Raw genomic sequence first — 24,886 nt, 5'->3', positions numbered from 1 at the left:
AATATATTTATATCACACTACATTAATTTTAAGAATAATAATGAAAATCTAATGCCAAATACAATATAATACATTATCTAATAATGTAAACATTGTTTATATATACTATAAAATATTTATAATATTTCTTCAATTCTAATTAATTGATTATATTTAGCTATTCGTTCCGAACGACTCATAGATCCTGTTTTAATTTGTTCAGCACCTACACCTACTGCAAGATCAGCAATAAATGTATCTTCTGTTTCCCCTGAACGATGTGAAATAATAATTTTATAATTAGCATTTTGTGCCATTTTAATGGTAGTAAATGTTTCTGTTAAAGTACCAATTTGATTTGGTTTAATTAAAATCGCATTAGCAATATGTTGTGTAATTCCTTGTTTTAAAAATTTTGTATTTGTAACAAATAAATCGTCTCCAACTAATTGTATTTTGTGTCCTAACATTTTAGTTTGATAAATAAAACCTTGCCAATCTGATTCATATAATCCATCTTCTATAGATGTGATAGGATATTTTTGTGTTAATTTTAATAAAAAATCTGTAAATTCTTGAGAATTTAAAATTAATTTTTCACCTGATAAATAATATTTATTATTTTGATATAACTCAGAAGCAGCACAATCAATTGCAAACGTGATATCTTGTCCTATAACAAAACCAGCTTTGGTAATAGCTTCAATAATCATATCAAAAGCTTCACTATTGTTTTTTAAATTTGGCGCATACCCTCCTTCATCACCTACTGCAGTAATCATATGATATTTTTTTAAAACTTGTGCTAAATGATGAAAAATTTCCGCTCCTATTCTAATGGATTCTTTAATGTTTATTGCAGTTATTGGTTGAATCATAAATTCTTGTATATCTAAATTATTATTAGCATGTTTCCCTCCATTAATAATATTAATCATAGGTAATGGCATAAACAGTTTTTTTGTATTTTCATAAATATGACTAATATATTTAAATAATGGAAGATTATTATATAATGCTGCTGCCTTAACATTTGCTAAAGATACAGCTAAAATAGTATTAGCACCAAAATTTTTTTTATTTTCTGTATTATCTAAATTAATCATAATTTCATCAATATATGCTTGATTTAAAGAATTTTCATTTGTTAAATACTTATTGATAATATTATTAATTATATCAATTGATGTTAATACTCCTTTACCTAAAAAACGGTTGCTATCTTTATCTCTTAATTCTAAAGCTTCTTTAGAACCAGTAGAAGCACCAGAAGGAACAGATGCTCTTCCTATAATATTATTTGATAAATGTACTTCTGCTTCTATGGTAGGATAACCTCTAGAGTCAATAATTTCTCTAGCAAATACTTTTTGTATTCTAGACATGATATATTTATTTACCTTTTAGTGTTTGATATATTTAAATCATTCTAACTATATAAGTTATTAAATAACAAATAACCAGAGTATGCAAGAATCATATATAAGTAAATTTTTAACATTTTATTTATTATGAAATCTATTAATAGATACTATAATTTCTTTTTTAGCAATATCTATATCATACCAATTATCAATTTTACTCCATTTATTTTTTTCTAAATCTTTATAATGTTGAAAAAAATGTACTATTTTATTTTTAAATATATCGGGAACATCACTAATATTTTTTATATTTTGATATATTAAAGAAATTTTATTGCATGGTACTGCCAAAATTTTTTTATCTTCTCCGGATTCATCAAACATTTTTAATAATCCTATAGGTCTACATTCAATAACTGTACTAGGTAAAATAGAATGTTCTGTAAATATCAATACATCTAATGGATCATTATCTAATGATAATGTTTGGTTAATATAACCATAATTACATGGATATATCATTGTTGTAGAAATAAAACGATCTACAAATAAGAGACCATATTTTTTGTTTATTTCATATTTCACAGGATTAGTATTTATGGAAATTTCTACTATTACATTTATATTATGCGGGATATTGTTACCCGCAGGTATATTATTTAAATTCATCTATATGGTAAAATGTTATTTTATGATATTATATATTATTAATGTATCATATTTAAAATAAGTTAGGAAAAGATAATTTATGGCTAAAATTACTGTAGATAAAGCAGTACAAAATATTGGTAATCGTTTTGATTTAGTACTTGTTGCTTCTGCTAGAGCTAGACAAATACAAATAAAAGGGAAAAATCCTTTAATAAATAATTATAATCATATTAAAACAACAATAATAGCCCTAAAAGAAATTGAACAGGGATTAATAAATCAAAATATTTTTAAAAATAATAAAAATAATATAGAAAATCATCTACATATAACACAAAATTTATTTTATAATCGTTATAAATAATATAATGATTAACATGTTTTTAAATCTTTTTAAAAATGTTTTTAAAAATAAAAATTAGAACCTAATCTGTATGTTTAAATATCAAGGTTAATAACTTTTAGTGCATTTTGATGTATAAAGTTTTTTCTAGGTTCAACGTCATCACCCATTAATGTATAAAATAATTTATCAGCAATAATAGCATCATGAATAGTAACTTGTAATAAACTACGTGTTAATGGATTCATTGTAGTTTCCCATAATTGATTAGGATTCATTTCACCTAATCCTTTATATCTTTGTATTATTATGTTTTTTTTAGATTCATGTAATAACCATCTTATTCCTTGATCAAAAGAAATAATATCTTTACATTGATTTTTATATTGTACTTTATAAATTGGATAGGTGTTAAACATTAAAAATTTTTTAGATAAATTATAAATAAGCTTATATTCTTGACTAAGAAAAAATTTTTGATTTAATATAAATTGAGTATTATTTCCATATTGTTGTTCATAAATTATAATCTGGAAAATTATATTATTTGTATAATTAATAACACCTGAATATTTTATAGTAGTATATGTTATATTTAAATATGTTAATAAATTATCTAACCAACATTGTATATCATGTATATTACTAAAATTACTTAGTAATTTACTATATATTAATGCATGCAAAATATTATAAGAGAAAAATTCTTGCATATTAATTTGTTGTGTTATTTTAATAACATTATGATATTCTTTAGCTAACTTTATTAAAGCAATACCACATAAAGGTATATTTTGATTATATAAAAAAAATTTAGCATGTTTAAAAGCTATATTCCATTGAAACTTTTCCATATCATGATTATTAGTAATATATATTTCCTTTTTCCCTTGTTTAATTTTATATAATGGAGGTTGTGCTATATATACATAACCTTTTTCAATAATTTCTGGTATTTGCCTATAAAAAAAAGTTAACAGTAAAGTACGTATGTGTGCACCATCAACATCTGCATCTGTCATAATAATAATACGATGATAACGAATTTTTTGTAAATTATATTTGTTATGTTTTATAACACAACCTAATGCTGTAATTAATGTTAAAATTTCTTGTGAAGTAAAAATTTTGTGTAATTTTGCCTTTTCAACATTTAATATTTTTCCTTTTAATGGTAAAATAGCCTGATTTTTTCTATTTCTTCCTTGTTTAGCAGAACCACCAGCTGAATCACCTTCTACTAAATATAATTCAGATAATGCTGGATTATCTTCTTGACAATCAGCAAGTTTTCCTGGTAATCTAGAAATTTCAAATATATTTTGCCGCCTAGTTATTTCTCTAGTTTTTCTGGTAGCATCTCTTACTTGGGCAGCATGTAATATTTTTTCTATTATACTTTTAGCATCATGCGGATTTTCTAATAAAAAAGATGTTAGTTTATTATTTATATGTGTTTCTATAATAGATTTTACTTCAGAAGATATAAGTTTATCTTTAGTTTGTGAAGAAAATTTAGGTTCTAACATTTTAATAGAAATAATAGCTATAAGTCCTTCACGAATATCTTCACCAATAGTGTTAAGTTTATTTTTTTTATTCAACTTTTCATGTAAAATAAAATTATTTAATGTACGTGTTACTGCAGATTTTAAACCAGATAAATGTGAACCACCATGATTTTGTCTTATATTATTTGTAAAACAATATATATATTCTTGAAAAGAATTATTCCATTGCATAGCTATTTCAATACAGATAGTATTTGTAGTTTCTTTACAATAAAAAATTTTTTTATGTATAGGATTATTATTTTTGTGTAAAAATTGAATATATTCAATAATACCACCTGTATATGAAAATTTTTTATATTTATTTTTTTTTTCATCAATAATGATGATTGAGATGCCTGTATTTAAAAATGATAGTTCTCTTAATTTTGCATATAAGATATTATAATCAAATGTTTGTATATTAGTAAAAATATTTGTATTAGGCCAAAAACGAATATTTGTACCAGTACTGTTACTTGTACCAATGATCTTTAATTTATCTTGTGGTATACCAAATTTGTAAATTTGTTTATATAATTTATTATTTCTTTTAATAGTTAGTTCTAATTTTTGTGATAAAGCATTAACAACTGATATACCTACACCATGTAAACCACCAGATAATTGATAAGAATCATTATTAAATTTACCGCCAGAATGTAATACAGTCATAATAACTTCAGCAGCAGAAATATTAGCTTCTTTATGTATATCTACAGGAATACCACGGCCATCATCGATTACAGAAATAGAATTATCTATATGTATAATAACTTGAATATTTTTACAAAATCCAGAAATAGCTTCATCAATAGAATTATCTACTATTTCAAAAACCATATGATGCAAACCAGAACCATTATTTGTATCACCAATATACATTCCTGGTCTTTTTTTTACTGCATCTAATCCTTTTAGTATTTGTATACTGGATGAATTATATAGATTATTAATCAAATCATACTCTCGTTTTTTATTAATTAATATGTGTAATAAATAGTTTTATAAGAATATACTTTAAATTTGCATAGGCATAATTAAATATATTTTATTTGTATTATTATTATCTTCTATTTTAATGCTAGAATGAGCATTAATAAATGAAATTTTTATATTATCACTATCTAATACAGCAATAACATCTAACACATAATTTATATTAACAGAAATATTAATTTTATATTCCGGATATTCTTCTTCAATGTTTAACGTTTCTTCTGCTATTTCATTATTAATATTTTTAGTAATTAATTTTAATTTTTTATTTTTTATATTTAAAGTAACTCCTTTAATATGTTCATCTGCTAATATAGAAATACGTGTTAATGCATTTTGAAAATTAAATTTATTTATTATAATAGTTTTTAAAAATTTTATAGGAATTAGTTGTGTATAATCTGGATAAATACTATTAATAAGTTTAGAAGTAAATTTTATATTTTGATCAGTAAAACTAATGTTATTTGTGTTTATGTTAATATATATATTTTGATTAGTATTATTTAGTATACGTAATAATTCTACCATACTTTTACGAGGAATAATAACTTTATAAGATTTAAAAGATTTTTTCATATTAATATGACATAAAGATAAACGATATCCATCTGTAGATACAATATTTACAATGTTTTTTTCTATATGCAATAAAATACCATTTAAATATTGTCTAATATCATTTAATGCAGTAGAAAATAAAGTACATTGTATTAATTGTTTTAAAACAATATGCTTAATAGCAAAACTGATTTCACTAACCCAAGGAGTAATATACGGAAAATTATCTGCAGACATAGTAGATATAATAAAACTACATGTCGTTGTAGAAATATGTACTTGTTTATCATCGTTAAATAACATATTAATGTTAGTTTTATTAGGTAAACTACGACATATATTATAAAATTTTTTTCCTGGTATAGCAATAAGATATTTTTTATAATGACAATTTTGTAATAAGATAGTTATTTCTATTTCTACTTCTAAATTCGAACTTTTTAAAAGCATAATCCCATTATCTTGTACATACAAGATAATATTTTGTATAATATTTGTAGTAGTACGATTATGAATAATATTAGTTAAATATTGTAATGGTTTAATTAAAATTTCACGGTTAATAATAATATGATATTGCATAATTCATCTATACTAATTTTATTTTAGAATAAAGATGTGATGATTAAAAATTTATTTTTTATATAATCCATATTATATACTAATTTAATTAAAAGCACTAACATTCTGATTATATATTTTATAAAATAATTATTATTGAATTTATATATAAAAAACTTTATGATAATACGTATATTAAATTATTAGGTTAAATTATGAAACGTACTTACCAACCTTCTGTATTAAAACGTAAACGTTCACATGGTTTTAGAAAACGCATGTCTACTAAAAATGGTCGTAATATTATTAATCGTCGTCGTAGTAAACATCGTGTACATTTAAGTGTATCTGATGAATAAAAATTTTTCATACTATCATGTTAAATTTTACTTTTAAAAAAAAACAACGTTTATATACTAACAAGCATTATTATCATATATTTAAACATCATACAAAATATAGTAACAAATATTATCTATTATTAGTTCAGCAAAATATATTTAAATATTCACGTCTTGGTATTATTATTTCTAAAAAAAATATTGTATATGCACATATGAGAAATAAACATAAAAGAATAATCCGTGAATATTTTCGTTTACATCAGCATATAATAACAATTATGGATTATATTATTATAATTCATAATAAAAACATTGTACATGTTAAATACAACACCTTACAAAAATATTTAAATATTTTGTTAGAAAAATATAAATAAAATAATATTTATTTATTAAATTTATTAAATGTAATATATAATGCAAAATAGAGAACATAAATAATGGATTTAAAAAAAAAAATTTTTATATTTATATTATGTTTATTAAGTATATTATTTACTATATACTTTACAAAAAAAATGAGTGATGTTTATTACAAACAATATACTATAAATAATATTTATGGATATAAAAAAAAATCACATTTAATTAATAACAATTATGTTATCATTAAAACCGATAAATTATTATTATATATAAATTTGAATAATGCTAATATTATAACAGCAAGATTATTAAATTATAAAGACACATTACGTTCTGCGAATTATTTAACCTTGTTAAATCATACAAAAAATTATATATATGCGGCTAATAGTTTTATTATTAAAACTGATCAATTACATATTCCAGATAGATTATTTGAAAAAATAAAATTTTTTACATCATCATCTTTTTATCAATTAGCTAAAGATAAAAATATATTAAAAGTACCATTCTTTTATGTATATAAAAATATTGTATATACAAAAACTTTTATTTTTAAAAAAAATAGTTTTTTAATTAAAATACATCATCAAATTGTTAATAACACTAACAATACTTTTAATATTCAAGTATTAAATGAATTACAACAAACACCATCTAAATCATTACCATTTTTAAATCAAAAATATATGAATTTTTTTACTAGAACATTTAGAGGAATAATATATTCTATTCCAAATGTAAAATATCAAAAATATTTATTTAATAAAATTTTAAATAAACATAATATGTATGTGTATACTAATACTGGTGGTTGGTTTTCTATTATCCAACAATACTTTGCTACTGTTTGGATTTTACCAACTAAGCAACATAGTATAATATATACTAAAAAAATTAAACATGATTTAATTAGTATTAGATCTGTAACATTTTATAATGTTATTTTACCAAGACAAATATATCATATATCTATGAAATTATGGTTAGGTCCCAAAATAACACAAAATATACCAACAATAGTACCTTTAAATTTTACAACAATAGATTATGGTTATTTATGGTTTTTATCACGACCATTATTTATATTATTAAATTATATATTTATATTTACAAAAAATTGGGGGTTATCGATAATAGTAATTACATGCATTATGAGAATAATTACATACCCTTTATCTAAAATACAATATATGACTATTATGCGTATACGTATACTACAACCTAAAATACAAAAATTAAAGATACAATATAAAAATAATAAAAAGATTTTTAATAAAGAGTTAATTAAATTATATCAAAAAGAAAGCTTAAATCCACTATCAGGGTTTTTACCTTTTTTAATACAAATGCCAATTTTTTTAGCATTATATTATGTGTTAGTGAATGCCATAGAATTACGACATGCACCATTCTTATTATGGATAAAAGATTTATCTGCAGAAGATCCATTATACATACTACCGATTGTTATGAGTATAACAATTTTTTATATTCAAAAAATGTCCAGTAATAATTATAATCAAAATATTGATTTAATACAAAAATATATAATGTATATTATGCCATTTGTATTTAGCATTTTCTTTTTATGGTTTCCATCTGGTTTAATTTTATATTATATAATTAGTAATATAATTACTATATTACAACAAAATTATATTTATCGTAAAATAAATTAAAATATTATGAATACTTTTATTGATACTATTATCGCACGTGCTACTCCTTTAGGGAAGGGAGGAATAGGAATTATACGTATTTCAGGACAAAAATCATGTTGTGTAATAAAATATATTTTACATATCAAAAGTATGAAACCAAGATACGCATATTATTTACCTTTTTATTTACAAAATATTATCGTAGATAAAGGTATAGTATTATGGTTTCCACAACCATATTCTTATACTGGTGAAGATATATTAGAATTACATTGTCATGGTGGAATAGTTTTATTAGAAATGTTAATACATGATATTATCATGAATATTTCTGGTATTAGAATAGCTAATCCTGGTGAATTTACAGAAAGAGCTTTTTTAAATAAAAAAATTAATTTATTAGAAGCAGAAGCTGTATCTGCTTTAATAGCAGCTGAATCTAAAGCAGCTATATTTGCTGCTACAAATTTAATGAATGGTACATTATTAAAATTAATACAACCAATTAGTAATAATATAATTAAGATTAGAACTATATTAGAAACAAATATTGAATTTATGGAATATAATGAAAAACAATTATATGAAAAAATTTATAAAATAATTAATTATGTATCTATACAAACTAAACAAATCATAAAATATTTATTATGTAATCTTAAAATACAAGAAGGTATAAAAATTACTTTAATTGGTCCAACTAATTCTGGAAAATCTAGTTTAATGAATTTACTTACACAAAAAAATATATCTATTATTACTAATATCCCAGGTACTACTAGAGATGTTTTATCAACAAAAGTTAATTTTAATTCTGTGTTAATTAATTTAGTTGATACAGCCGGTATTAGAAAAACAAAAGATTATATTGAATCTATTGGCATTAAAAAAACTTTTGAAGAAATGAATAATTCTGACTATATTTTTTTAGTTGTAGAAGATATGATTACAGAAAATCAGTTATCAAAATTTTTGCATACTGTAAAAAAGAATATAAATAAAAAATTTACTATTATTATAAGAAATAAAATAGATATTACTAATAGTATTGCTAATATTAAGGTTATAAATGGTTGGACTAATATTACATTATCTGTATATAATAAACAAGGCATATCATTATTAATGAAGTATATTAAAGATAATATTATTAATCAAAATAATAATGAGAACCAATTTACATCTAAACAAAGACACATAAATATCTTTAATAATATATATAATCTTATAGAACAAAGCAAACAAATGTTTGTTTCTAAAAAACAATATATAGATATAATATTATTATCTGAAAATTTCCGATTAATGCAAATAGAATTAGATTCTATTGTTGGAAAATTTACATCACAAAATTTATTAGATAATATTTTTTCTGATTTTTGTGTTGGTAAATAAAAATTATATTATGAGTAAATATTAATGCCTGAATTACCAGAAGTAGAAGTTATTACCCAATTCATAAAAAAAGAACTACAAAACAAAATAATTAGTTTTGCTATTATTAGAACTAATAAATTAAGATATAATATTCCTACCGAAATTAATACTATTAATAATCAAAAAATTATAGATATTAAACGGAAAGGTAGATATATTATCTTAATACTATTGTATAATACTATTATAATTCATTTAGGAATGACAGGAAACTTAATAATACTTAAAACAAATCTTATCTCACCTACTAAACATGATCATATTGATTTAATTATTAATAATAATTGGATATTACGTTATAATGATCCCAGAAAATTTGGATTTTGGTTATGGGAAACACAATATTATATACGGAATAATTTTTTACAAAAATTAGGTATAGAACCATTACATTATAAATTTCATGCTCTTTATTTATATCAAAAAACACAATATAGTCAAATACCAATTAAAGTATTATTAATGACAAATAGTATTGTTACTGGTATAGGTAATATATATGCTAATGAAATATTGTTTTTTTCTAAAATATTACCATTTAGAAAAAGTAATAGTTTATGTTTTAATGAAGTTAAATTAATAGTTATGTATACTAAACAAATATTAATAAAATCCATTAAATATGGGGGAACAACTATTAATAATTATAAACAACCCAATCAAAATATTGGAAATTTTACACAGTATTTATGTATTTATAATAAAGCTAAACAATTATGTTGTAAATGTCAAAAAAATATAATTCAAAAAATTTTACAAAGAAATAGAAGTAGTTTTTTTTGTATATATTGTCAAAAATAATTATGTTATAGATAAATATTTATTTTAAAAATTATAATATTTTTTTAAACATAATTTACTTATAATTAATAATATGATAGAGATCATAATTAATATAGTTGCTAATACATTAATTTCAGGTGTAGTACCTAGTTTAGCCATTGAATAAATTCTTAATGGTAAAGTTTCATATTCTGGATTACTAACAAAAGAAGATATTGTAATATCATCTATAGATAACAAAAAACTTAATAACCAACTAGAAATAAGAGTAGGTGTAATTAAGGGTAATATTATTTTTACTAAAATAATAAAATCATTCGCACCTAGATCTCTTGCTGCTTCTAAGATTAATACATCAAAACTATTTATTCTGGCACACATAGTAATAACTACATATGGCAAACAAAACGTTACATGAGCACATAATAATGACCAAAAACCTAGTGGAAAATGAATAAGCATAAATAATAATAATAATGATATAGCTAACACAATATCTGGAGATAATATCATAGTTACCATGGATATATTAATAAATAATTTTACATAAGTATGTAAATATTGTAAAGATAATGTTATTAATAATCCTAATATTATGGTTATAGTTGCGGAACATATGCCTAATATTATTGTATGATATGTTACTTGTAATAATAAATAATTATGTAAAAAGATAATATACCATTTAATGGTAAAACCTTGCCATCCTATACCAAAAATAGATTTATTAAATGAATTTATTACTAAAATAATTACAGGAATATATAACCATACATAAACTAAAAATAAAAAAAGATTTTTAAAAATATATTTAAAAATTTTTTTATACATTATTAGTTATGCCTTTATATGTATAATTATTACATATATATTTTAATTTCCAATATAATAGTAAAAACATGACAGTAATTATAGTCATAATATTACTAAGCGCAGCACCAAATGGCCAATTTCTAATATTTAAAAATTCATTTTTAATAATATTACCTATTAATAAATTTTTTGAACCACCCATTAAATCTGCTATTGAAAACATTCCAATTGAAGGTAATAATACTAGTAAACATCCAGCAATAATTCCTGGGCTAGTTAATGGTATAATAACATGTAAGAATATTTTATACGGTGATGCTCCAAGATCTTTTGCGGCTTCTATACAAGATTTATCTAATTTTTTTAAACAAGTATATATAGGCATAATCATAAAAGGTAATAATATATATATAGAACCTAAAATTATTGCTATGGGAGTATAAATAATATGTATAGGATATTTTATAAAATGTAAATAAATTAAAATTTTATTAAACCAACCATTTACGCTAAAAAAAATTTTTAAAGAATATATACGTGTTAACGAATTTATCCAAAATGGTATAAATAATAAAGTTAACATTAAAGATTGTATTGTAATAGACATATGTACTAAATACCATGCAAAAGTATAACCAATAATTAAACAGATTATAGTTGTATATAATGATATATACATAGAATGTAAAAAAATTTTTAAATATACAAAATTTAAAAGATTTAAATAATTGCTAACAGTATAAGGCACTTTAAATAAGTGAATATGATCTTTATGCATAAAACTAATAATAATTATTAAAATATTAGGTAAAATCATAAATAATAATATCCAACCTATAATAATAACACATATAAATTTTTTAATATATAATACATTTTTATTGTTCATAAGGTAATGTCACTTCCCATGTTTCTACCCAGGTTATTAACATTTTTTGATGTAATGCATGATCAAAATAAGGATCATTTTCGTTAAAAAATTCATTTACAGTAATAATTTTCCCATTGTCTAGTTCTAAAATAAATTCTAATGTCATACCTTTATAATTTTTTTCTTTAATATAACCTACTAGACCTTTTTGATTCAAATTATTTTTTTTATTAATTACTTTAATGCGTAAATCTTCAGGACGTATAAGAACATATATTTTATCACCTATAGAAATAGGGAATAAAACTTTAACATTACATATAAAATTTTCTAGATTTACTTGTACTTGTTGATTATATAAAATTTTAATAATTGTAGCGTGGAATATATTTATATTACCTATAAATTTTGCAACAAATAAATTTTTAGGTTCTTCATACATTTCTTTTGGTGTACTATCTTGTTCGATTACACCTTTATTTAATAAAATGATGCGATCTGAAATAGTTAATGCTTCTTCTTGATTATGTGTCACAAAAATAAAAGTAATACCTAAAATGCGTTGTAATGCTTTTAATTCACTTTGCATTTTTTTACGTAAACTATAATCTAATGCAGATAATGATTCGTCTAATAATAATATACGAGGTTTATTAACAATAGCTCTAGCTATAGCCACTCTTTGTTGTTGTCCTCCTGATAATTCATGTGGTTTACTATATATAAATTGTTTTAATTGTACCATATGTAGTATTTTAATAACTCTATCATTAATAATTTTATTATGTTTATTTTGCATTCTCAAACCAAATGCTACATTATCAAATACAGACATATGTGGAAATAATGCATAACTTTGGAAAACAGTATTAATTTGTCTTTGTGCAGCTGATAAGTGTGTTATATCTGTATTATTTAAGAAAATTAATCCTTCGTCCACCATATCTAAACCAGCAATTAATCTTAAAATTGTAGTTTTACCACATCCTGAAGGTCCTAATAAAGTTACAAATTCTCCATGATAAATAGTTAAATTAAAATGAGATATTATTTTTTTTTTGTTGTAAGATTTACTTACATTATGTAATTGAACTATTTTTGTTTTATGGATATTAATCATTATAATAATATCTTATTAAATAAGTTAGTAAAATATTTGGATGAATTATTATACAATAATAATAATTATAATAAATAAAATTTTATTTTTATTTTATAAAAATAATATAGTACTTTTTTATCGTATTAACGGAATATTATTGATAATAATTCCACCACCTAAACAAATATTTTTAGCGTAAAAAACTGCTGATTGTCCTGGTGTAATACTAGATATAGGTTGTGAAAAATAAACTTTTATTTTATTTTTTGTGTAAAAAAATATTTTACAATATACTTTTTTTTGTCTATATCTTGTTTTAAGTGAGATTTTTTTTGGTAATATAGTAATATTATTAATCCAATGTATATCTATAATGATCAAGCCAATAGATAGTAAATATATATTATTATTCCCTTGTACTACTATTAAAATATTATTTACTATATCTTTTTTATATACATACCATGCTTGATTACTATAAGTTTTTAAACCTCCTATACCTATATTTTTCCTTTGTCCTATTGTATAGTGTATTAAACCTTTATGTTTACCTAAATAATTACCGTTAATATCAAAAATATTGCCTGGATGTGATATAAGAAACTTATTTAAAAAAATATCAAACTTTTTTTCACCAATAAAACAAATTCCTGTAGAATCTTTTTTAGTTGCATTAATAAAATTTAATTTTTTTGCTATATATCTTACTTCTATTTTTTTTAATCCTCCAATAGGAAATATAATTTTTTTTAATTTTTCTTGTGTAAGGGTATAAAGAAAATAGCTTTGATCTTTAGTATCATCAATGCTAGTTAATAAATATATTTTGTTTTTTATTTTTTTACATCTTGCATAATGGCCAGTACTAATAAAATCTGCTTTTAAGTGTTGTAAAGCAAAATACATAAAATATTTAAATTTAATAATTTTATTACATAAAATATCAGGATTAGGTGTATAACCTTTTTGATATTCTATAAGAAAATTTTGAAATACATATTCCCAATATTCAGATGCAAAATTCATTTTATGTAAAGGAATAGATAATTTTTTACAAATATTAGTCGCATCTTGTAAATCTTGTGCTATATTACAATAACTATTACGATCATTATATTCCCAATTTTTCATAAATAATCCTTCTACTTGATAATTTTGTTTAGTTAATAACCAAGCAGCAACCGAAGAATCTACCCCACCAGACATCGCAATAATAACTTTTTTTAATTTTATATTCATATTTTATGATCTTTATATATATAAAATATATTTACATATTTTTAATAGTTTGTATTCCTAATAGTTTTAATCCTTGTTTAATAAATTGTGAAACAATTAAAGTAATTTTTAATTTACTTCTTTTAATAGTATCATTTTGTTGATGTAATATATTACATGTTTCATATACAACAGAAAATAATACAGCCATTTTATATAACCAATTACATAATATATGTGGAGTACCATTTTGTGCAATTTTAAATATGATTTCTTCAAATTCTAATAAATGGATAGCTAAATTTATTTCATTTAAATGTGTCAATATTATTTTACTTTTTTGTATTTTTTGTTGTTTAATATGTGATTTTTCTAATATAGAAACAGCTCTAACATATGCATATTGAATATATAATGATGTATTACCTTCAAAATTTAAAACTTCTTCCCAATTAAAAATGTAATTAGATGTTCTATTTTTTGATAAGTCAGCATATTTAATAGCACCTATTCCTATAATATGCGCTAGATGTTGTAACTTACAATATTTTATATTTGGTTGTTTATTTAAAATAATTTTTTTTGAACGTTTAATAGCTTCATTAATTAAATCTAGTAATTTAATATTTTTACCTTCTCTTGTTTTAAATGGTTTATGTAATTTATTTAAAACCATGCCAAACATATGATGTTCTAAACTTACATTGTTATTAATATATTTAGCTTTTTTTACAATATAAAATATGTTTTGCAAATATTGTTTTTGACGTGTATCAACATAATATATAATACGATCAGCATGCAGAGTTTTTACTCTATAGTTTATACAAGCGATATCAGTAGTAGCATATAAATATGCACCATCACTTTTTTGAATTATAATATTATCAATATTTTGATTTTTATCATTATAAATCGGTACAATAATAGCTCCTTGACTATGCATAGCTAAACCTTTATTTTTTAAATCTAAAACAATATGTGGGAGCATGTGATTATATTGACTTTCACCCATAGTATGAGTATGATTTAAGGAAATATCAAGATTTTTATATACTTGATAATTATTTTCCATTGTAAGATTTACAATATGTTTCCATATTTTTAAACAATATGAATTTTGTTTATGTAATTGCATAACATATTTACGAGATTGTTGTGCAAAAATAGCATCATTTTTATATTTTGTTTGTGCTTGTTTATAAAATTCATTTAAATGCGTGATAGAAAGTTGTTCTAAATGTTGATCTTTTAAAAAAGCAATTAGCATACCAAATTGTGTACCCCAATCTCCAATATGATTTTGTTGTATAACATTATGTCCTATAAATGATAAAATTTTAACTACAGCATCTCCTAATACAGTGGATCTTAAATGTCCAATATGCATATCTTTCGCTATATTAGGACTAGAGTAATCAACTACAATATTTTGTGATTTGATTTGTTTTGTTAAACCAAATATTTTAGAAGATAAAATTTTATCTATTTGTTCTGCTAACCATATTTTATTAATAAAAATATTTATATGTCCTATAATAGAAATATTTATTTTTTTAATGATATGAGTAGCAATAATATTACTATTGACTTTTTTGGCAAGATCATATGGTTTAAGTTTCATATTTATAGCAGCAGGAATAATACCATTAACTTGATAATGACCAAACTTAAAATTTTTACATTGACGTAAAATAACATTATAATATGGTGGTATATTTGTTTTTATCATAGCATTATATATATGTTCAGATAATATTTTTTTAATATTCATTAATATGCCTATAATATGTAATATATAAATCATTATTTATAATATCATTATTCAATTTATAATAATATTTATTAACAATATGTAAATGCAAATACTTTTTATCCAATAAAATTACATAATTAATTTACTAATATTGTAGTATATTTCTAAAATCTCATTTAGGATGAAAAATCAAATATGTAATGACATATATTATACTTTATATTAAAAAAAGAATATTTATTAATATGATAAAAATTTTATTAGTATTTATGCTATAATATGTTGTTAGTATATATTTTATACTATAAAATATTCTATTTATAAAATAAACATAATTAAATATATAAGAAATAATGCAATATATTTTTTATATTTGATGTATGAACATACTTTATTAACGTAATAAAAATTTTACTTTAACATATATATTAAAACATTAAATTATACTACTAGGAATATATTAATGGAACATAGAATTTATTGTGGTAGAGTTAATGATAAGCATATCAATTATATTGTAACACTTTATGGTTGGGTTTATAATTATAGAAATTTAGGTAAATTAATTTTTGCTAATATTAAAGATATACAAGGTATAATACAAGCAATATTTATACCAAGATATAATGAAACATATAAACTTGCAAAAACATTACGTAATAATTTTTGTGTAAAAATTACTGGTAAAGTAGTAAAACGCAAAAATATTAATCCAAAAATTATTACAGGTCATCTTGAAATTATTGTGTCAAAACTTATCATTTTAAATAAATCTAAAAATTTACCTATAGATAATAATCATATTAATATAGAAGAAAACAGATTAAAGTATAGATTTTTAGATCTTAGACAAGAAAAAATGATTCATATTATTAAAACTAGATCAAAGATAATGAGTATTATTAGAATATTTTTAGAAAAAAATAATTTTTTAAATATTGAAACTCCTATTCTTACTAATTTTACTCCAGAAGGTTCAAGAGATTACTTAGTACCCAGTCGTATACATAAAAAATGTTTTTATGCGTTACCACAGTCACCACAAATATTTAAACAATTATTAATGATTTCAGGATTAGATCGTTATTACCAATTTGCTAAATGTTTTCGTGATGAAGATCTACGTTCAGATAGACAACCTGAATTTACACAAATAGATATTGAAATGTCTTTTGTTGAATCTAAAAATTTTAGAAGTTTTATAGAATTAATGATCATATATTTATGGAAAAAAATCATTAATATTAAATTAAATAAATTTCATGTTCTTACTTTTCAAAAAGCTATGTCTGATTATGGGACTGACAAACCTGATTTAAGAAATCATTTAAAACTAATTAATTTATCTGAAATTTTTATTAAACATAATATAAAAATATATCAACCTAATTTTGTTGTTATTATAATTAAACAACAATACTGTACAACAAAATCTTTGCATAACTTACATAAATATAATTTATATATAAGTCAATATAATACGAAAGATTTAAATATTTTGCAAGTTAGTCATTCTGGTTTGAACAATATTATGTTTAATAGTGATAAAGATGGGATAAACAGTTTAGAATATATTAAAATTCATCAAAAATATATTATACATTTTTTAAATTTACGTGAAAAAGATATTATCTTTATTGGTACTAATAAATATAATGGTAATATTAGTTCCATGGGAATGTTAAGAACATTATTAGGAAATGATTTTAACATTATTAATAATGATAGTTGGTATCCATTATGGGTTATTGATTTTCCTTTATTTACTAAAAATCAAGAAGGTCACTTGATATCTACTAATCATCCTTTTACAGCACCTAAAAATTATGATATTACGAAGTTAATATCACAACCAGAAAATATATTATCAGATTCTTATGATCTAGTTATTAATGGTTATGAAATTGGTAGTGGTTCTTTAAGAATTAATAATTATAAAATACAAAAAATAATTTTTGACATATTAAAATTAAATAATGATATACAAGAAAATAATTTTGGTTTTTTTTTAAAAGCATTACAATTTGGTGCACCACCACATATTGGTATCGCACTTGGTTTGGATAGATTAGTTATGTTATTAGTACGTACAACAAATATTAAAGATGTCATTGCTTTTCCTAAAACAACTTCTGCAACATGCCTATTAACTAATGCTCCACATAAAGTAAATAAAAAAATTTTATTAGAATTAGGCTTAGGAAATATATAACAAGGAATATTTTTATATGTCTGGACATAGTAAATGGTCTAATACACGTTACCGTAAAGCTTATCAAGATGCAAAAAAAGATAAAAAATTTTCTAAAATTATAAGAGAACTACATTCAGTAGTTAAAGATAATAATAATGCGAATATATATGATAATAATAAGTTAAAATTAGTAGTTAATAAAGCATTATCATATAATATGAAACGTGTTACAATTAATAAAATAATAACAAAATATCATCAACGATACAATCGTAAATATATTCATCATAATGTAAATTATCTCATATATTATGGTATGATTGATCGTATTACATTAATGATACAATGTTTAACAAACAATAAAAATCGTACTATAAATTTTATACGTAGTATATTAGATAAGTATCATGGCATAATATGTAATTATAGTGTTAATCATTATATTTTTCAACAACAAGTATCCTTAATATATATTATCAATAATAATATGGATTGTATTATTGATATAGCTGAACAATTAATGCCAAATGATATAATTTTCAATAAAAATGTTATTGAAATTTTTTTTTCTAAGCAAAAATATAAAGATATATTAATATTATCAAAAAAATTTGCGATACAACCATCAGAAATAAAATTTGTAACAATACCATATATTAAATATCATATAAACGATAATATCAAACAAAAATTAATATCTATTATATATAATTTAAAATCTAATGTTGATATAAAAAAAATTTATCATAATGCAATTTATATATAGTAATTTTTTATAAAAAGAAGAAAAAAATGTCTATTATATTAGGTATTGATCCTGGTTCTAGAATAACTGGTTATGGTTTAATAAAAAAACAAAAAACAAAATTAATTTATATTCATAGCGGCTGTATTGAAACAAAGATTAATAATTTTTATATGCGTTTAAAAATTATTTACTCTAAAATTAGTCATATTATTAATGTATTTAGACCGCAGTATTGCGCCATAGAAAAAGTTTTCGTTGCTAGAAATATTAGTTCATCTTTAAAATTAAATTATGCTAGTGGAGCTGTTATAGTATCAGCAGTCAATCATAATTTATCTATTTCTGAATATGCTACAACACAAATAAAAATGATTGTAGGTGGTTCTGGTGGAGCAAATAAACAACATATATGTAATATGGTATGTATGATGTTAAATATATTATCAATAACATTAAAAACAGATGCAGCAGATGCTTTAGCTGTAGCTATTACACATAGTTATTATCTTGATCTTAGTTAAACATTAATATTTATAATGATAACTAATAATTTATACAGATAATAGTATTATCTTTATGTTAAACATTAACGTTAGAATAATTAGGTTATTCTTATATAGATAAAATATTAAAAAATGTTAATTTTTAGTAATAAAAATTTACTTATATATTTTTAATATTGGATCGATACCAGCTCGAACTTGATTAGTGTATTTATCAATTTTTTTGATATCTTCTATATTAGAAATAACTACTGGTGTTAATATTGATTTAGCATTTTTTCGTAAAAAATCTAAATCTAATTCTATTATTGGTTCTCCTTTTTTTACATTATTAGTTTTACATGTACTAAATATTCTTTTAAAACCTTTACCTTGTAAATTAACAGTATCAATACCGAAATGTACAAATAGTTCTATATCATTATCTATAAGAATTGAAAATGCATGATTTGTGTCAAAAATCTTCCCAATAATACCATCTACTGGTGATACTAATATATTACTAGTAGGATTAATTGCTATGCCATCACCAATGATTTTATCAGAAAATACAGTATCAGGTACATTTTCAATATTTTCGATAGTTCCTGAAATAGGTGCAAAAATTTTTATATAATTATTTTTTATTTGCGTCTGTTTTTTTTTAAAAAAATTTGTAAAAATTATCATAACTGAATCCTCTAAAATATATTTATTATTTTTTATAATATTTAATAATAAATTGATTGATTTTTTTCATAGTATTTGATGTTAAAATATTTTTTACTAAAATTTTAGCATCGCTCATATTAGTATTACGAATAATATTTTTAATTTTTGGTATAGAAGCAGCATTCATACTAATTTCATCTAACCCCATACCTAATAATATTGGAATAAATTTTTCATTACTAGCTAATTCGCCACACATACCAGTCCATTTCCCTTCAGAATGTGAAGCATCGATTATATTTTTGATTAAAAATAAAAGTGCAGGATGTATAGGATTATATAAATGTGAAATTAAATCGTTACCACGATCTACAGCTAATGTATATTGTATTAAATCGTTAGTACCTATACTAAAAAAATCAATTTCTTTTATCAAATGATGAGCAATAATGGCTGCTGCTGGTGTTTCTATCATAATACCTATTTGTATATTATGTTGTATTGGTTTTTGTTCGTAATATAACTGTTTTTTTAAAAATTGTAATTCTTTTTTTAAAAATAGTATTTCTTCTATAGAAATAATCATAGGGAACATAATACATAATTGTCCAAATATAGAAGCTCTCAATATTGCTCGTAATTGAGTATGTAAAATGTTTATACGGTCCATTGTAATTCTAATAGCACGCCAACCTAAAAAAGGGTTATCTTCTTTAGGTAAATTCATATATGGTATATTTTTATCACCACCAACATCTAATGTTCTAATGATAATTGTTTTATTTGGCATATTAGATGCCATTTGTTTATATGTATTAAATTGTTCTTCTTCACTAGGCAAAGAATTACGATTCATGAATAAAAATTCTGTTCTATATAAACCTATACCTTCCGCACCATGATTTTTTGCTTTTTGTAAATCTTCTATTGTACTAATATTAGCACAAACTTTAATTGTATAATTATCTTTAGTATAAGCAGGAACAATACTTAATTGTATTAATTTTTTTTTTTCTAAAATGTATTTCTTGTATTTTTGTTTTAAAGTAGTAATAGTTTTTTCTTTAGGATTAACATGAATATGATTAGAAATGCCATCTAAAATAATATAATCATTATTTTTGACTATTTGAGTAATATTACCAGTACCAACAATTGCCGGGATATCTAGTAAACGTGCCATAATAGCAGTATGTGATGTTTGGCTACCTAAATCAGTAATAAAACCTAAAATTTTTTTTGTATTTAATTGTACTGTTTCTGAAGGAGTTAAATCTTTAGCAATTAAAATAACTTCATTATCAAGAATATTTAAATCATTCATACTCATATTTAAGATATTTTTGATTAATCTATGGCTAATATCTCTAATATCACTAATTCTTTCTTTCAAATATGCATCATTAATATTTTGTAATGATTTAATTTGTTTTTGCATAATACTATCTACTGCATATGCTGCAGAAAACAAATTTTCTTTTATTAACATAATAACATCTTTAGACATTTCGATGTCTTGTAATAATACTATATGTCCTTCCAGTATAGATTCTTTCTCAGTATTAAATTTTATTTCATGTTCTTTTATACTTTGTAACTGTTTTATAGATTTTTTTTGCCCATAAAAAAATTTATTAATTTCTATATCAACATATTTTTTATCAATTTTTTTTTTATGAATAATAATATCTTCTATTTTTAACAAAAAAGCTTTACCAAAAGCAATACCAGGAGAAGCTAAAATTCCTGAAATCATAAATATTACCTCAATGTTTATATAATTTAACATTATTATTAAGTATATATAAAAGATATAATAACTATCACTAATTAAAATTAAATTTTATTTTATAAAAAGTAAATATATGTTATAAATTTTTTATAATATGTACTAAATGTATAATTGCTTGTTTCTCATCTATACCTGAAGCAGTTAACATAATAACTGTTCCTTTAGATAATCCTAACGTTTGAATTTTAAATAAACTTTTTGCATTTACTGTAACATTATTAGATGTAATAGTAATTTCAGAAATAAAATTTTTAGCTTCTTTAACAAATAATGCTGCTGGTCTAGTATGTAATCCATGTTCATTACTAATTATCACTTCTTTTTGTAACATTATTGTTTCCTAAATTGTAATTTATTGAAATATTATTATATGATTAAAATCATATTTTACAATATTATCTAATAACCTAAGATTAAATGATATTTCATAAGATTATTTTAACATATAATTTATTGTATATATTCATATATAACATATATTTATATTTTTAAAAATATTTTTTAAAACAGAAAAATATCTTTTACAAAATATAATATATTTTTATTTATGTAAAAATATATGTTAATATTTTGAATATTATTTCATTAGTATAGATAATTATTTTTATTTATTAAAAATAATGTTATTTAAATTTATAGAGTTTTTATTTTATGATGAAAATTTTTGATCCAAAACATAATAAAAATTGTTTATCTAATAAACTTATATTATCAATTATTAAAAAATATAATACTCCATGTTGGGTATATTGTGCAGATAACATTAGAAAACAAATATCAAAATTAAAAAAATTTGATATTATTAGATTCGCACAAAAATCATGCTCTAATATTAATATTTTAAAATTAATAAGACAAAATAATATTAAAATAGATGCTGTTTCTTTAGGAGAAATTGAAAGAGCATTATATGCTGGGTATGATCCGCATCATGATATTTTATTTACTGCAGATATATTAGAAAATAATACATTAAAAAAAATTATAGAATTAAATATTCCCATTAATATTGGATCTATAGATATGTTACATCAATTAGGACAATTGAAAAAAAAACATAATATATGGTTACGTATTAATCCTGGTTTTGGATATGGACATAATAAAAAAACAAATACAGGAGGTATATATAGTAAACATGGTATATGGTATTCTGATATAGAACAAACTATTCAAATAATAAAAAAATATCATTTTAATTTAATTGGCATACATATGCATATCGGTTCTGGTGTAAATTATAAACACTTAAAAAAAGTATGTAATGCTATGTTATATAATGTGACTCAAAAATATATGCCTAAAATACATGCTATTTCAGCAGGAGGGGGGTTATCGATACCCTATAATATACATGATGAATCTATAAATATAGACCATTATTTTTATTTATGGAACAATACTAGAAAATTAATTAGTCAGTATTTTCATACTGATATACAGTTAGAAATAGAGCCAGGTAGATTTTTAGTAGCTGAATCAGGAATATTAATTGCACAAATTTATGCTATTAAATTTATTCAAAACACAAGATTTATATTAGTAAATATTGGTTTTAATGATTTTAGTAGACCTGTTTTATATGGTAGTTATCATCATATTTCAGCTATTTCATCTACAGGAATAGATTTATCACAAGATAATAAAATTCCTACAATTATAGCAGGGCCATTATGTGAAGCTGGAGATGTGTTTACTCAAAATAGTCACGGTAAACTCACTACTTGTTTATTATCTATTAATATCAAGTTATATGATTATTTAATCATTCATGATACTGGTGCTTATGGTGCTTCTATGTCATCTAATTATAATAGTAGACCATTAATACCTGAGATCCTTATAGATAACAACAAAATCACACAAATTCGTCGTCAACAACATATGAAAGAACTAATTAATTTAGAAATAATATAGGTAAATTATATAAATTAAATAATTGATGTTATAAAATGACGTTTAAAATAAAATGCTTTAGGTACAGTAAAAATAATATTGCCATTTTGATCTATAATTTTGGTTTTGATATTTTTTTTAGATTTATTTTTTATTTTTAAAATATATCCATTATATTCATTTAAATCTTGTGTATATCCCATAATTAATAAATGTATAATATTTGTCCAATCATATTTTAAAATAGTTTTTTCATATAAAGTTGGTTGCCATAATACTGGAGTACCAATAATTCTATTTAATATAGGTGTTTTACTATTATATGTTATAATAGGCATCCATAATATTTTAGATATTTTCTGACTAATATTATTTTTTTCCCAAATAACATTTTGTGTTAATAATGTACACGAACAAATATAACTATCATATAATACTTGTTTATTTGGATTAATTGTTACTGTTTTAATTTCTATGCCCAGATAAGGAATATCTTGATTAAATTGATTATTAATATGTGTATCAAAAAAATAATATTCTATTAATTTTCCTATACATCCTGTGTTATATTTCATAAGTTTAGGAAGACAATAATTTAATGATTTTGCTATTTCCATAATATTATATCCTATAATTAATTTAGCTTTAATCATTAAATTTTCTTCATTATATATATACATAGTATCCTTTATAAAAAAATAATAATTTAAATTTTACATCAAATCTAAATTAGATATTTA

Annotated in this window: 23 protein-coding genes; 10 read left to right on the top strand and 13 right to left on the bottom strand. The window is 21.4% G+C overall.

Annotation, left to right across the window (positions count from 1 at the left end):
* Window positions 1–116 precede the first annotated feature (116 nt).
* Window positions 117–1,364: a phosphopyruvate hydratase gene (gene eno / locus GJT86_RS02190; protein ID WP_168920634.1), complete on the bottom strand. Its 1,248-nt coding sequence runs from the start codon at window positions 1,362–1,364 to the stop codon at window positions 117–119.
* Window positions 1,365–1,481: 117 nt separating this feature from the next.
* Window positions 1,482–2,012 carry an inorganic diphosphatase gene (ppa, locus tag GJT86_RS02185; RefSeq protein WP_168920633.1) on the bottom strand — a complete coding sequence of 177 codons (531 nt, stop codon included), beginning with the start codon at window positions 2,010–2,012 and terminating at the stop codon, window positions 1,482–1,484.
* 79 nt (window positions 2,013–2,091) lie between these two features.
* Here ppa and rpoZ point away from each other — a divergent pair, with 79 nt between their 5' ends.
* Window positions 2,092–2,358 (top strand): DNA-directed RNA polymerase subunit omega, encoded by a 267-nt coding sequence (gene rpoZ / locus GJT86_RS02180; protein WP_168920632.1) that lies wholly within the window; start codon window positions 2,092–2,094, stop codon window positions 2,356–2,358.
* 74 nt (window positions 2,359–2,432) lie between these two features.
* Here rpoZ and gyrB read toward each other — a convergent pair whose 3' ends face one another.
* Both gyrB and dnaN read right to left on the bottom strand, forming a co-directional pair.
* Window positions 2,433–4,844, bottom strand: a complete 2,412-nt coding sequence (gene gyrB / locus GJT86_RS02175; RefSeq protein WP_168920671.1) for a DNA topoisomerase (ATP-hydrolyzing) subunit B — start codon at window positions 4,842–4,844, stop codon at window positions 2,433–2,435.
* A gap of 63 nt (window positions 4,845–4,907) precedes the next feature.
* Window positions 4,908–6,029 carry a DNA polymerase III subunit beta gene (gene dnaN / locus GJT86_RS02170; RefSeq protein ID WP_168920631.1) on the bottom strand — a complete coding sequence of 374 codons (1,122 nt, stop codon included), beginning with the start codon at window positions 6,027–6,029 and terminating at the stop codon, window positions 4,908–4,910.
* Window positions 6,030–6,223: 194 nt separating this feature from the next.
* On the opposite strand from dnaN, the gene rpmH reads away from it, so the two are divergent.
* The 5 genes from rpmH (at window position 6,224) to mutM (ending at window position 10,620) form a co-directional block, all read left to right on the top strand.
* Window positions 6,224–6,367, top strand: coding sequence for a 50S ribosomal protein L34 (gene rpmH, locus GJT86_RS02165; protein WP_168920630.1), 144 nt, complete (start codon window positions 6,224–6,226; stop codon window positions 6,365–6,367).
* 17 nt (window positions 6,368–6,384) lie between these two features.
* Window positions 6,385–6,729: a ribonuclease P protein component gene (gene rnpA / locus GJT86_RS02160; RefSeq protein WP_168920629.1), complete on the top strand. Its 345-nt coding sequence runs from the start codon at window positions 6,385–6,387 to the stop codon at window positions 6,727–6,729.
* Between the two features lie 63 nt (window positions 6,730–6,792).
* Window positions 6,793–8,400, top strand: coding sequence for a membrane protein insertase YidC (gene yidC / locus GJT86_RS02155; RefSeq protein WP_168920628.1), 1,608 nt, complete (start codon window positions 6,793–6,795; stop codon window positions 8,398–8,400).
* A gap of 6 nt (window positions 8,401–8,406) precedes the next feature.
* Window positions 8,407–9,777 (top strand): tRNA uridine-5-carboxymethylaminomethyl(34) synthesis GTPase MnmE, encoded by a 1,371-nt coding sequence (mnmE, locus tag GJT86_RS02150; RefSeq protein WP_168920627.1) that lies wholly within the window; start codon window positions 8,407–8,409, stop codon window positions 9,775–9,777.
* A 24-nt stretch (window positions 9,778–9,801) separates the two neighbouring features.
* Complete coding sequence (mutM, locus tag GJT86_RS02145; RefSeq protein ID WP_168920626.1) at window positions 9,802–10,620, top strand: bifunctional DNA-formamidopyrimidine glycosylase/DNA-(apurinic or apyrimidinic site) lyase; 819 nt, start codon at window positions 9,802–9,804, stop codon at window positions 10,618–10,620.
* A gap of 24 nt (window positions 10,621–10,644) precedes the next feature.
* Here the strand turns inward: mutM and GJT86_RS02140 are convergent, their stop codons facing one another.
* The 5 genes from GJT86_RS02140 to argS all read right to left on the bottom strand — a co-directional run bounded on the left by GJT86_RS02140 (window position 10,645) and on the right by argS (window position 16,380).
* Complete coding sequence (locus GJT86_RS02140) at window positions 10,645–11,433, bottom strand: ABC transporter permease subunit (RefSeq protein ID WP_168920625.1); 789 nt, start codon at window positions 11,431–11,433, stop codon at window positions 10,645–10,647.
* The gene (locus GJT86_RS02135) at window positions 11,426–12,304 is read right to left on the bottom strand and encodes an ABC transporter permease subunit (RefSeq protein ID WP_168920624.1); all 879 of its coding nucleotides are present in this window, start codon (window positions 12,302–12,304) and stop codon (window positions 11,426–11,428) included. Before GJT86_RS02135 ends, GJT86_RS02140 begins: the two co-directional genes overlap by 8 nt.
* On the bottom strand, window positions 12,294–13,406 hold the full coding sequence (potA, locus tag GJT86_RS02130) for a spermidine/putrescine ABC transporter ATP-binding protein PotA (protein ID WP_168920623.1): 1,113 nt from the start codon (window positions 13,404–13,406) through the stop codon (window positions 12,294–12,296). Before potA ends, GJT86_RS02135 begins: the two co-directional genes overlap by 11 nt.
* A gap of 117 nt (window positions 13,407–13,523) precedes the next feature.
* Window positions 13,524–14,627 (bottom strand): tRNA 2-thiouridine(34) synthase MnmA, encoded by a 1,104-nt coding sequence (gene mnmA, locus GJT86_RS02125; RefSeq protein WP_168920622.1) that lies wholly within the window; start codon window positions 14,625–14,627, stop codon window positions 13,524–13,526.
* Between the two features lie 31 nt (window positions 14,628–14,658).
* Window positions 14,659–16,380 carry an arginine--tRNA ligase gene (argS, locus tag GJT86_RS02120; protein WP_168920670.1) on the bottom strand — a complete coding sequence of 574 codons (1,722 nt, stop codon included), beginning with the start codon at window positions 16,378–16,380 and terminating at the stop codon, window positions 14,659–14,661.
* 445 nt (window positions 16,381–16,825) lie between these two features.
* On the opposite strand from argS, the gene aspS reads away from it, so the two are divergent.
* The 3 genes from aspS to ruvC are packed head-to-tail and all read left to right on the top strand — an operon-like array spanning window position 16,826 to window position 19,825.
* Window positions 16,826–18,574, top strand: a complete 1,749-nt coding sequence (aspS, locus tag GJT86_RS02115) for an aspartate--tRNA ligase (protein ID WP_168920621.1) — start codon at window positions 16,826–16,828, stop codon at window positions 18,572–18,574.
* A 16-nt stretch (window positions 18,575–18,590) separates the two neighbouring features.
* Window positions 18,591–19,322, top strand: coding sequence for a YebC/PmpR family DNA-binding transcriptional regulator (locus GJT86_RS02110; protein WP_168920620.1), 732 nt, complete (start codon window positions 18,591–18,593; stop codon window positions 19,320–19,322).
* A 26-nt stretch (window positions 19,323–19,348) separates the two neighbouring features.
* Window positions 19,349–19,825, top strand: a complete 477-nt coding sequence (gene ruvC, locus GJT86_RS02105; RefSeq protein WP_168920619.1) for a crossover junction endodeoxyribonuclease RuvC — start codon at window positions 19,349–19,351, stop codon at window positions 19,823–19,825.
* Window positions 19,826–19,963: 138 nt separating this feature from the next.
* On the opposite strand, the gene crr is transcribed toward ruvC, so the two are convergent.
* The 3 genes from crr to GJT86_RS02090 form a co-directional block, all read right to left on the bottom strand.
* Window positions 19,964–20,476: a PTS glucose transporter subunit IIA gene (crr, locus tag GJT86_RS02100; protein WP_168920618.1), complete on the bottom strand. Its 513-nt coding sequence runs from the start codon at window positions 20,474–20,476 to the stop codon at window positions 19,964–19,966.
* A 25-nt stretch (window positions 20,477–20,501) separates the two neighbouring features.
* Entirely contained in the window at window positions 20,502–22,214 is a 1,713-nt protein-coding gene (ptsI, locus tag GJT86_RS02095) for a phosphoenolpyruvate-protein phosphotransferase PtsI (protein WP_168920617.1), read from the bottom strand.
* Window positions 22,215–22,326: 112 nt separating this feature from the next.
* Window positions 22,327–22,581: an HPr family phosphocarrier protein gene (locus GJT86_RS02090; protein ID WP_168920616.1), complete on the bottom strand. Its 255-nt coding sequence runs from the start codon at window positions 22,579–22,581 to the stop codon at window positions 22,327–22,329.
* A 320-nt stretch (window positions 22,582–22,901) separates the two neighbouring features.
* Here GJT86_RS02090 and lysA point away from each other — a divergent pair, with 320 nt between their 5' ends.
* Window positions 22,902–24,167 carry a diaminopimelate decarboxylase gene (lysA, locus tag GJT86_RS02085; RefSeq protein WP_168920615.1) on the top strand — a complete coding sequence of 422 codons (1,266 nt, stop codon included), beginning with the start codon at window positions 22,902–22,904 and terminating at the stop codon, window positions 24,165–24,167.
* A 14-nt stretch (window positions 24,168–24,181) separates the two neighbouring features.
* Here lysA and GJT86_RS02080 read toward each other — a convergent pair whose 3' ends face one another.
* Window positions 24,182–24,826, bottom strand: a complete 645-nt coding sequence (locus GJT86_RS02080) for a MutH/Sau3AI family endonuclease (RefSeq protein ID WP_168920614.1) — start codon at window positions 24,824–24,826, stop codon at window positions 24,182–24,184.
* Between the last annotated feature and the right edge of the window lie 60 nt (window positions 24,827–24,886).

Source organism: Enterobacteriaceae endosymbiont of Macroplea appendiculata (assembly GCF_012571605.1).
Lineage (GTDB): Bacteria > Pseudomonadota > Gammaproteobacteria > Enterobacterales > Enterobacteriaceae.
This window is presented reverse-complemented; position numbering and strand designations above follow the sequence as displayed.

Excerpts from the sequence above, each read along its gene's own strand:
- eno (WP_168920634.1), bottom strand. The coding sequence starts at position 1,364 with ATGTCTAGAATACAAAAAGTATTTGCTAGAGAAATTATTGACTCTAGA.
- ppa (WP_168920633.1), bottom strand. The coding sequence starts at position 2,012 with ATGAATTTAAATAATATACCTGCGGGTAACAATATCCCGCATAATATA.
- rpoZ (WP_168920632.1), top strand. The coding sequence starts at position 2,092 with ATGGCTAAAATTACTGTAGATAAAGCAGTACAAAATATTGGTAATCGT.
- dnaN (WP_168920631.1), bottom strand. The coding sequence starts at position 6,029 with ATGCAATATCATATTATTATTAACCGTGAAATTTTAATTAAACCATTA.
- rpmH (WP_168920630.1), top strand. The coding sequence starts at position 6,224 with ATGAAACGTACTTACCAACCTTCTGTATTAAAACGTAAACGTTCACAT.
- rnpA (WP_168920629.1), top strand. The coding sequence starts at position 6,385 with ATGTTAAATTTTACTTTTAAAAAAAAACAACGTTTATATACTAACAAG.
- yidC (WP_168920628.1), top strand. The coding sequence starts at position 6,793 with ATGGATTTAAAAAAAAAAATTTTTATATTTATATTATGTTTATTAAGT.
- mnmE (WP_168920627.1), top strand. The coding sequence starts at position 8,407 with ATGAATACTTTTATTGATACTATTATCGCACGTGCTACTCCTTTAGGG.
- mutM (WP_168920626.1), top strand. The coding sequence starts at position 9,802 with ATGCCTGAATTACCAGAAGTAGAAGTTATTACCCAATTCATAAAAAAA.
- GJT86_RS02140 (WP_168920625.1), bottom strand. The coding sequence starts at position 11,433 with ATGTATAAAAAAATTTTTAAATATATTTTTAAAAATCTTTTTTTATTT.
- GJT86_RS02135 (WP_168920624.1), bottom strand. The coding sequence starts at position 12,304 with ATGAACAATAAAAATGTATTATATATTAAAAAATTTATATGTGTTATT.
- potA (WP_168920623.1), bottom strand. The coding sequence starts at position 13,406 with ATGATTAATATCCATAAAACAAAAATAGTTCAATTACATAATGTAAGT.
- mnmA (WP_168920622.1), bottom strand. The coding sequence starts at position 14,627 with ATGAATATAAAATTAAAAAAAGTTATTATTGCGATGTCTGGTGGGGTA.
- argS (WP_168920670.1), bottom strand. The coding sequence starts at position 16,380 with ATGAATATTAAAAAAATATTATCTGAACATATATATAATGCTATGATA.
- aspS (WP_168920621.1), top strand. The coding sequence starts at position 16,826 with ATGGAACATAGAATTTATTGTGGTAGAGTTAATGATAAGCATATCAAT.
- GJT86_RS02110 (WP_168920620.1), top strand. The coding sequence starts at position 18,591 with ATGTCTGGACATAGTAAATGGTCTAATACACGTTACCGTAAAGCTTAT.
- ruvC (WP_168920619.1), top strand. The coding sequence starts at position 19,349 with ATGTCTATTATATTAGGTATTGATCCTGGTTCTAGAATAACTGGTTAT.
- crr (WP_168920618.1), bottom strand. The coding sequence starts at position 20,476 with ATGATAATTTTTACAAATTTTTTTAAAAAAAAACAGACGCAAATAAAA.
- ptsI (WP_168920617.1), bottom strand. The coding sequence starts at position 22,214 with ATGATTTCAGGAATTTTAGCTTCTCCTGGTATTGCTTTTGGTAAAGCT.
- GJT86_RS02090 (WP_168920616.1), bottom strand. The coding sequence starts at position 22,581 with ATGTTACAAAAAGAAGTGATAATTAGTAATGAACATGGATTACATACT.
- lysA (WP_168920615.1), top strand. The coding sequence starts at position 22,902 with ATGATGAAAATTTTTGATCCAAAACATAATAAAAATTGTTTATCTAAT.
- GJT86_RS02080 (WP_168920614.1), bottom strand. The coding sequence starts at position 24,826 with ATGTATATATATAATGAAGAAAATTTAATGATTAAAGCTAAATTAATT.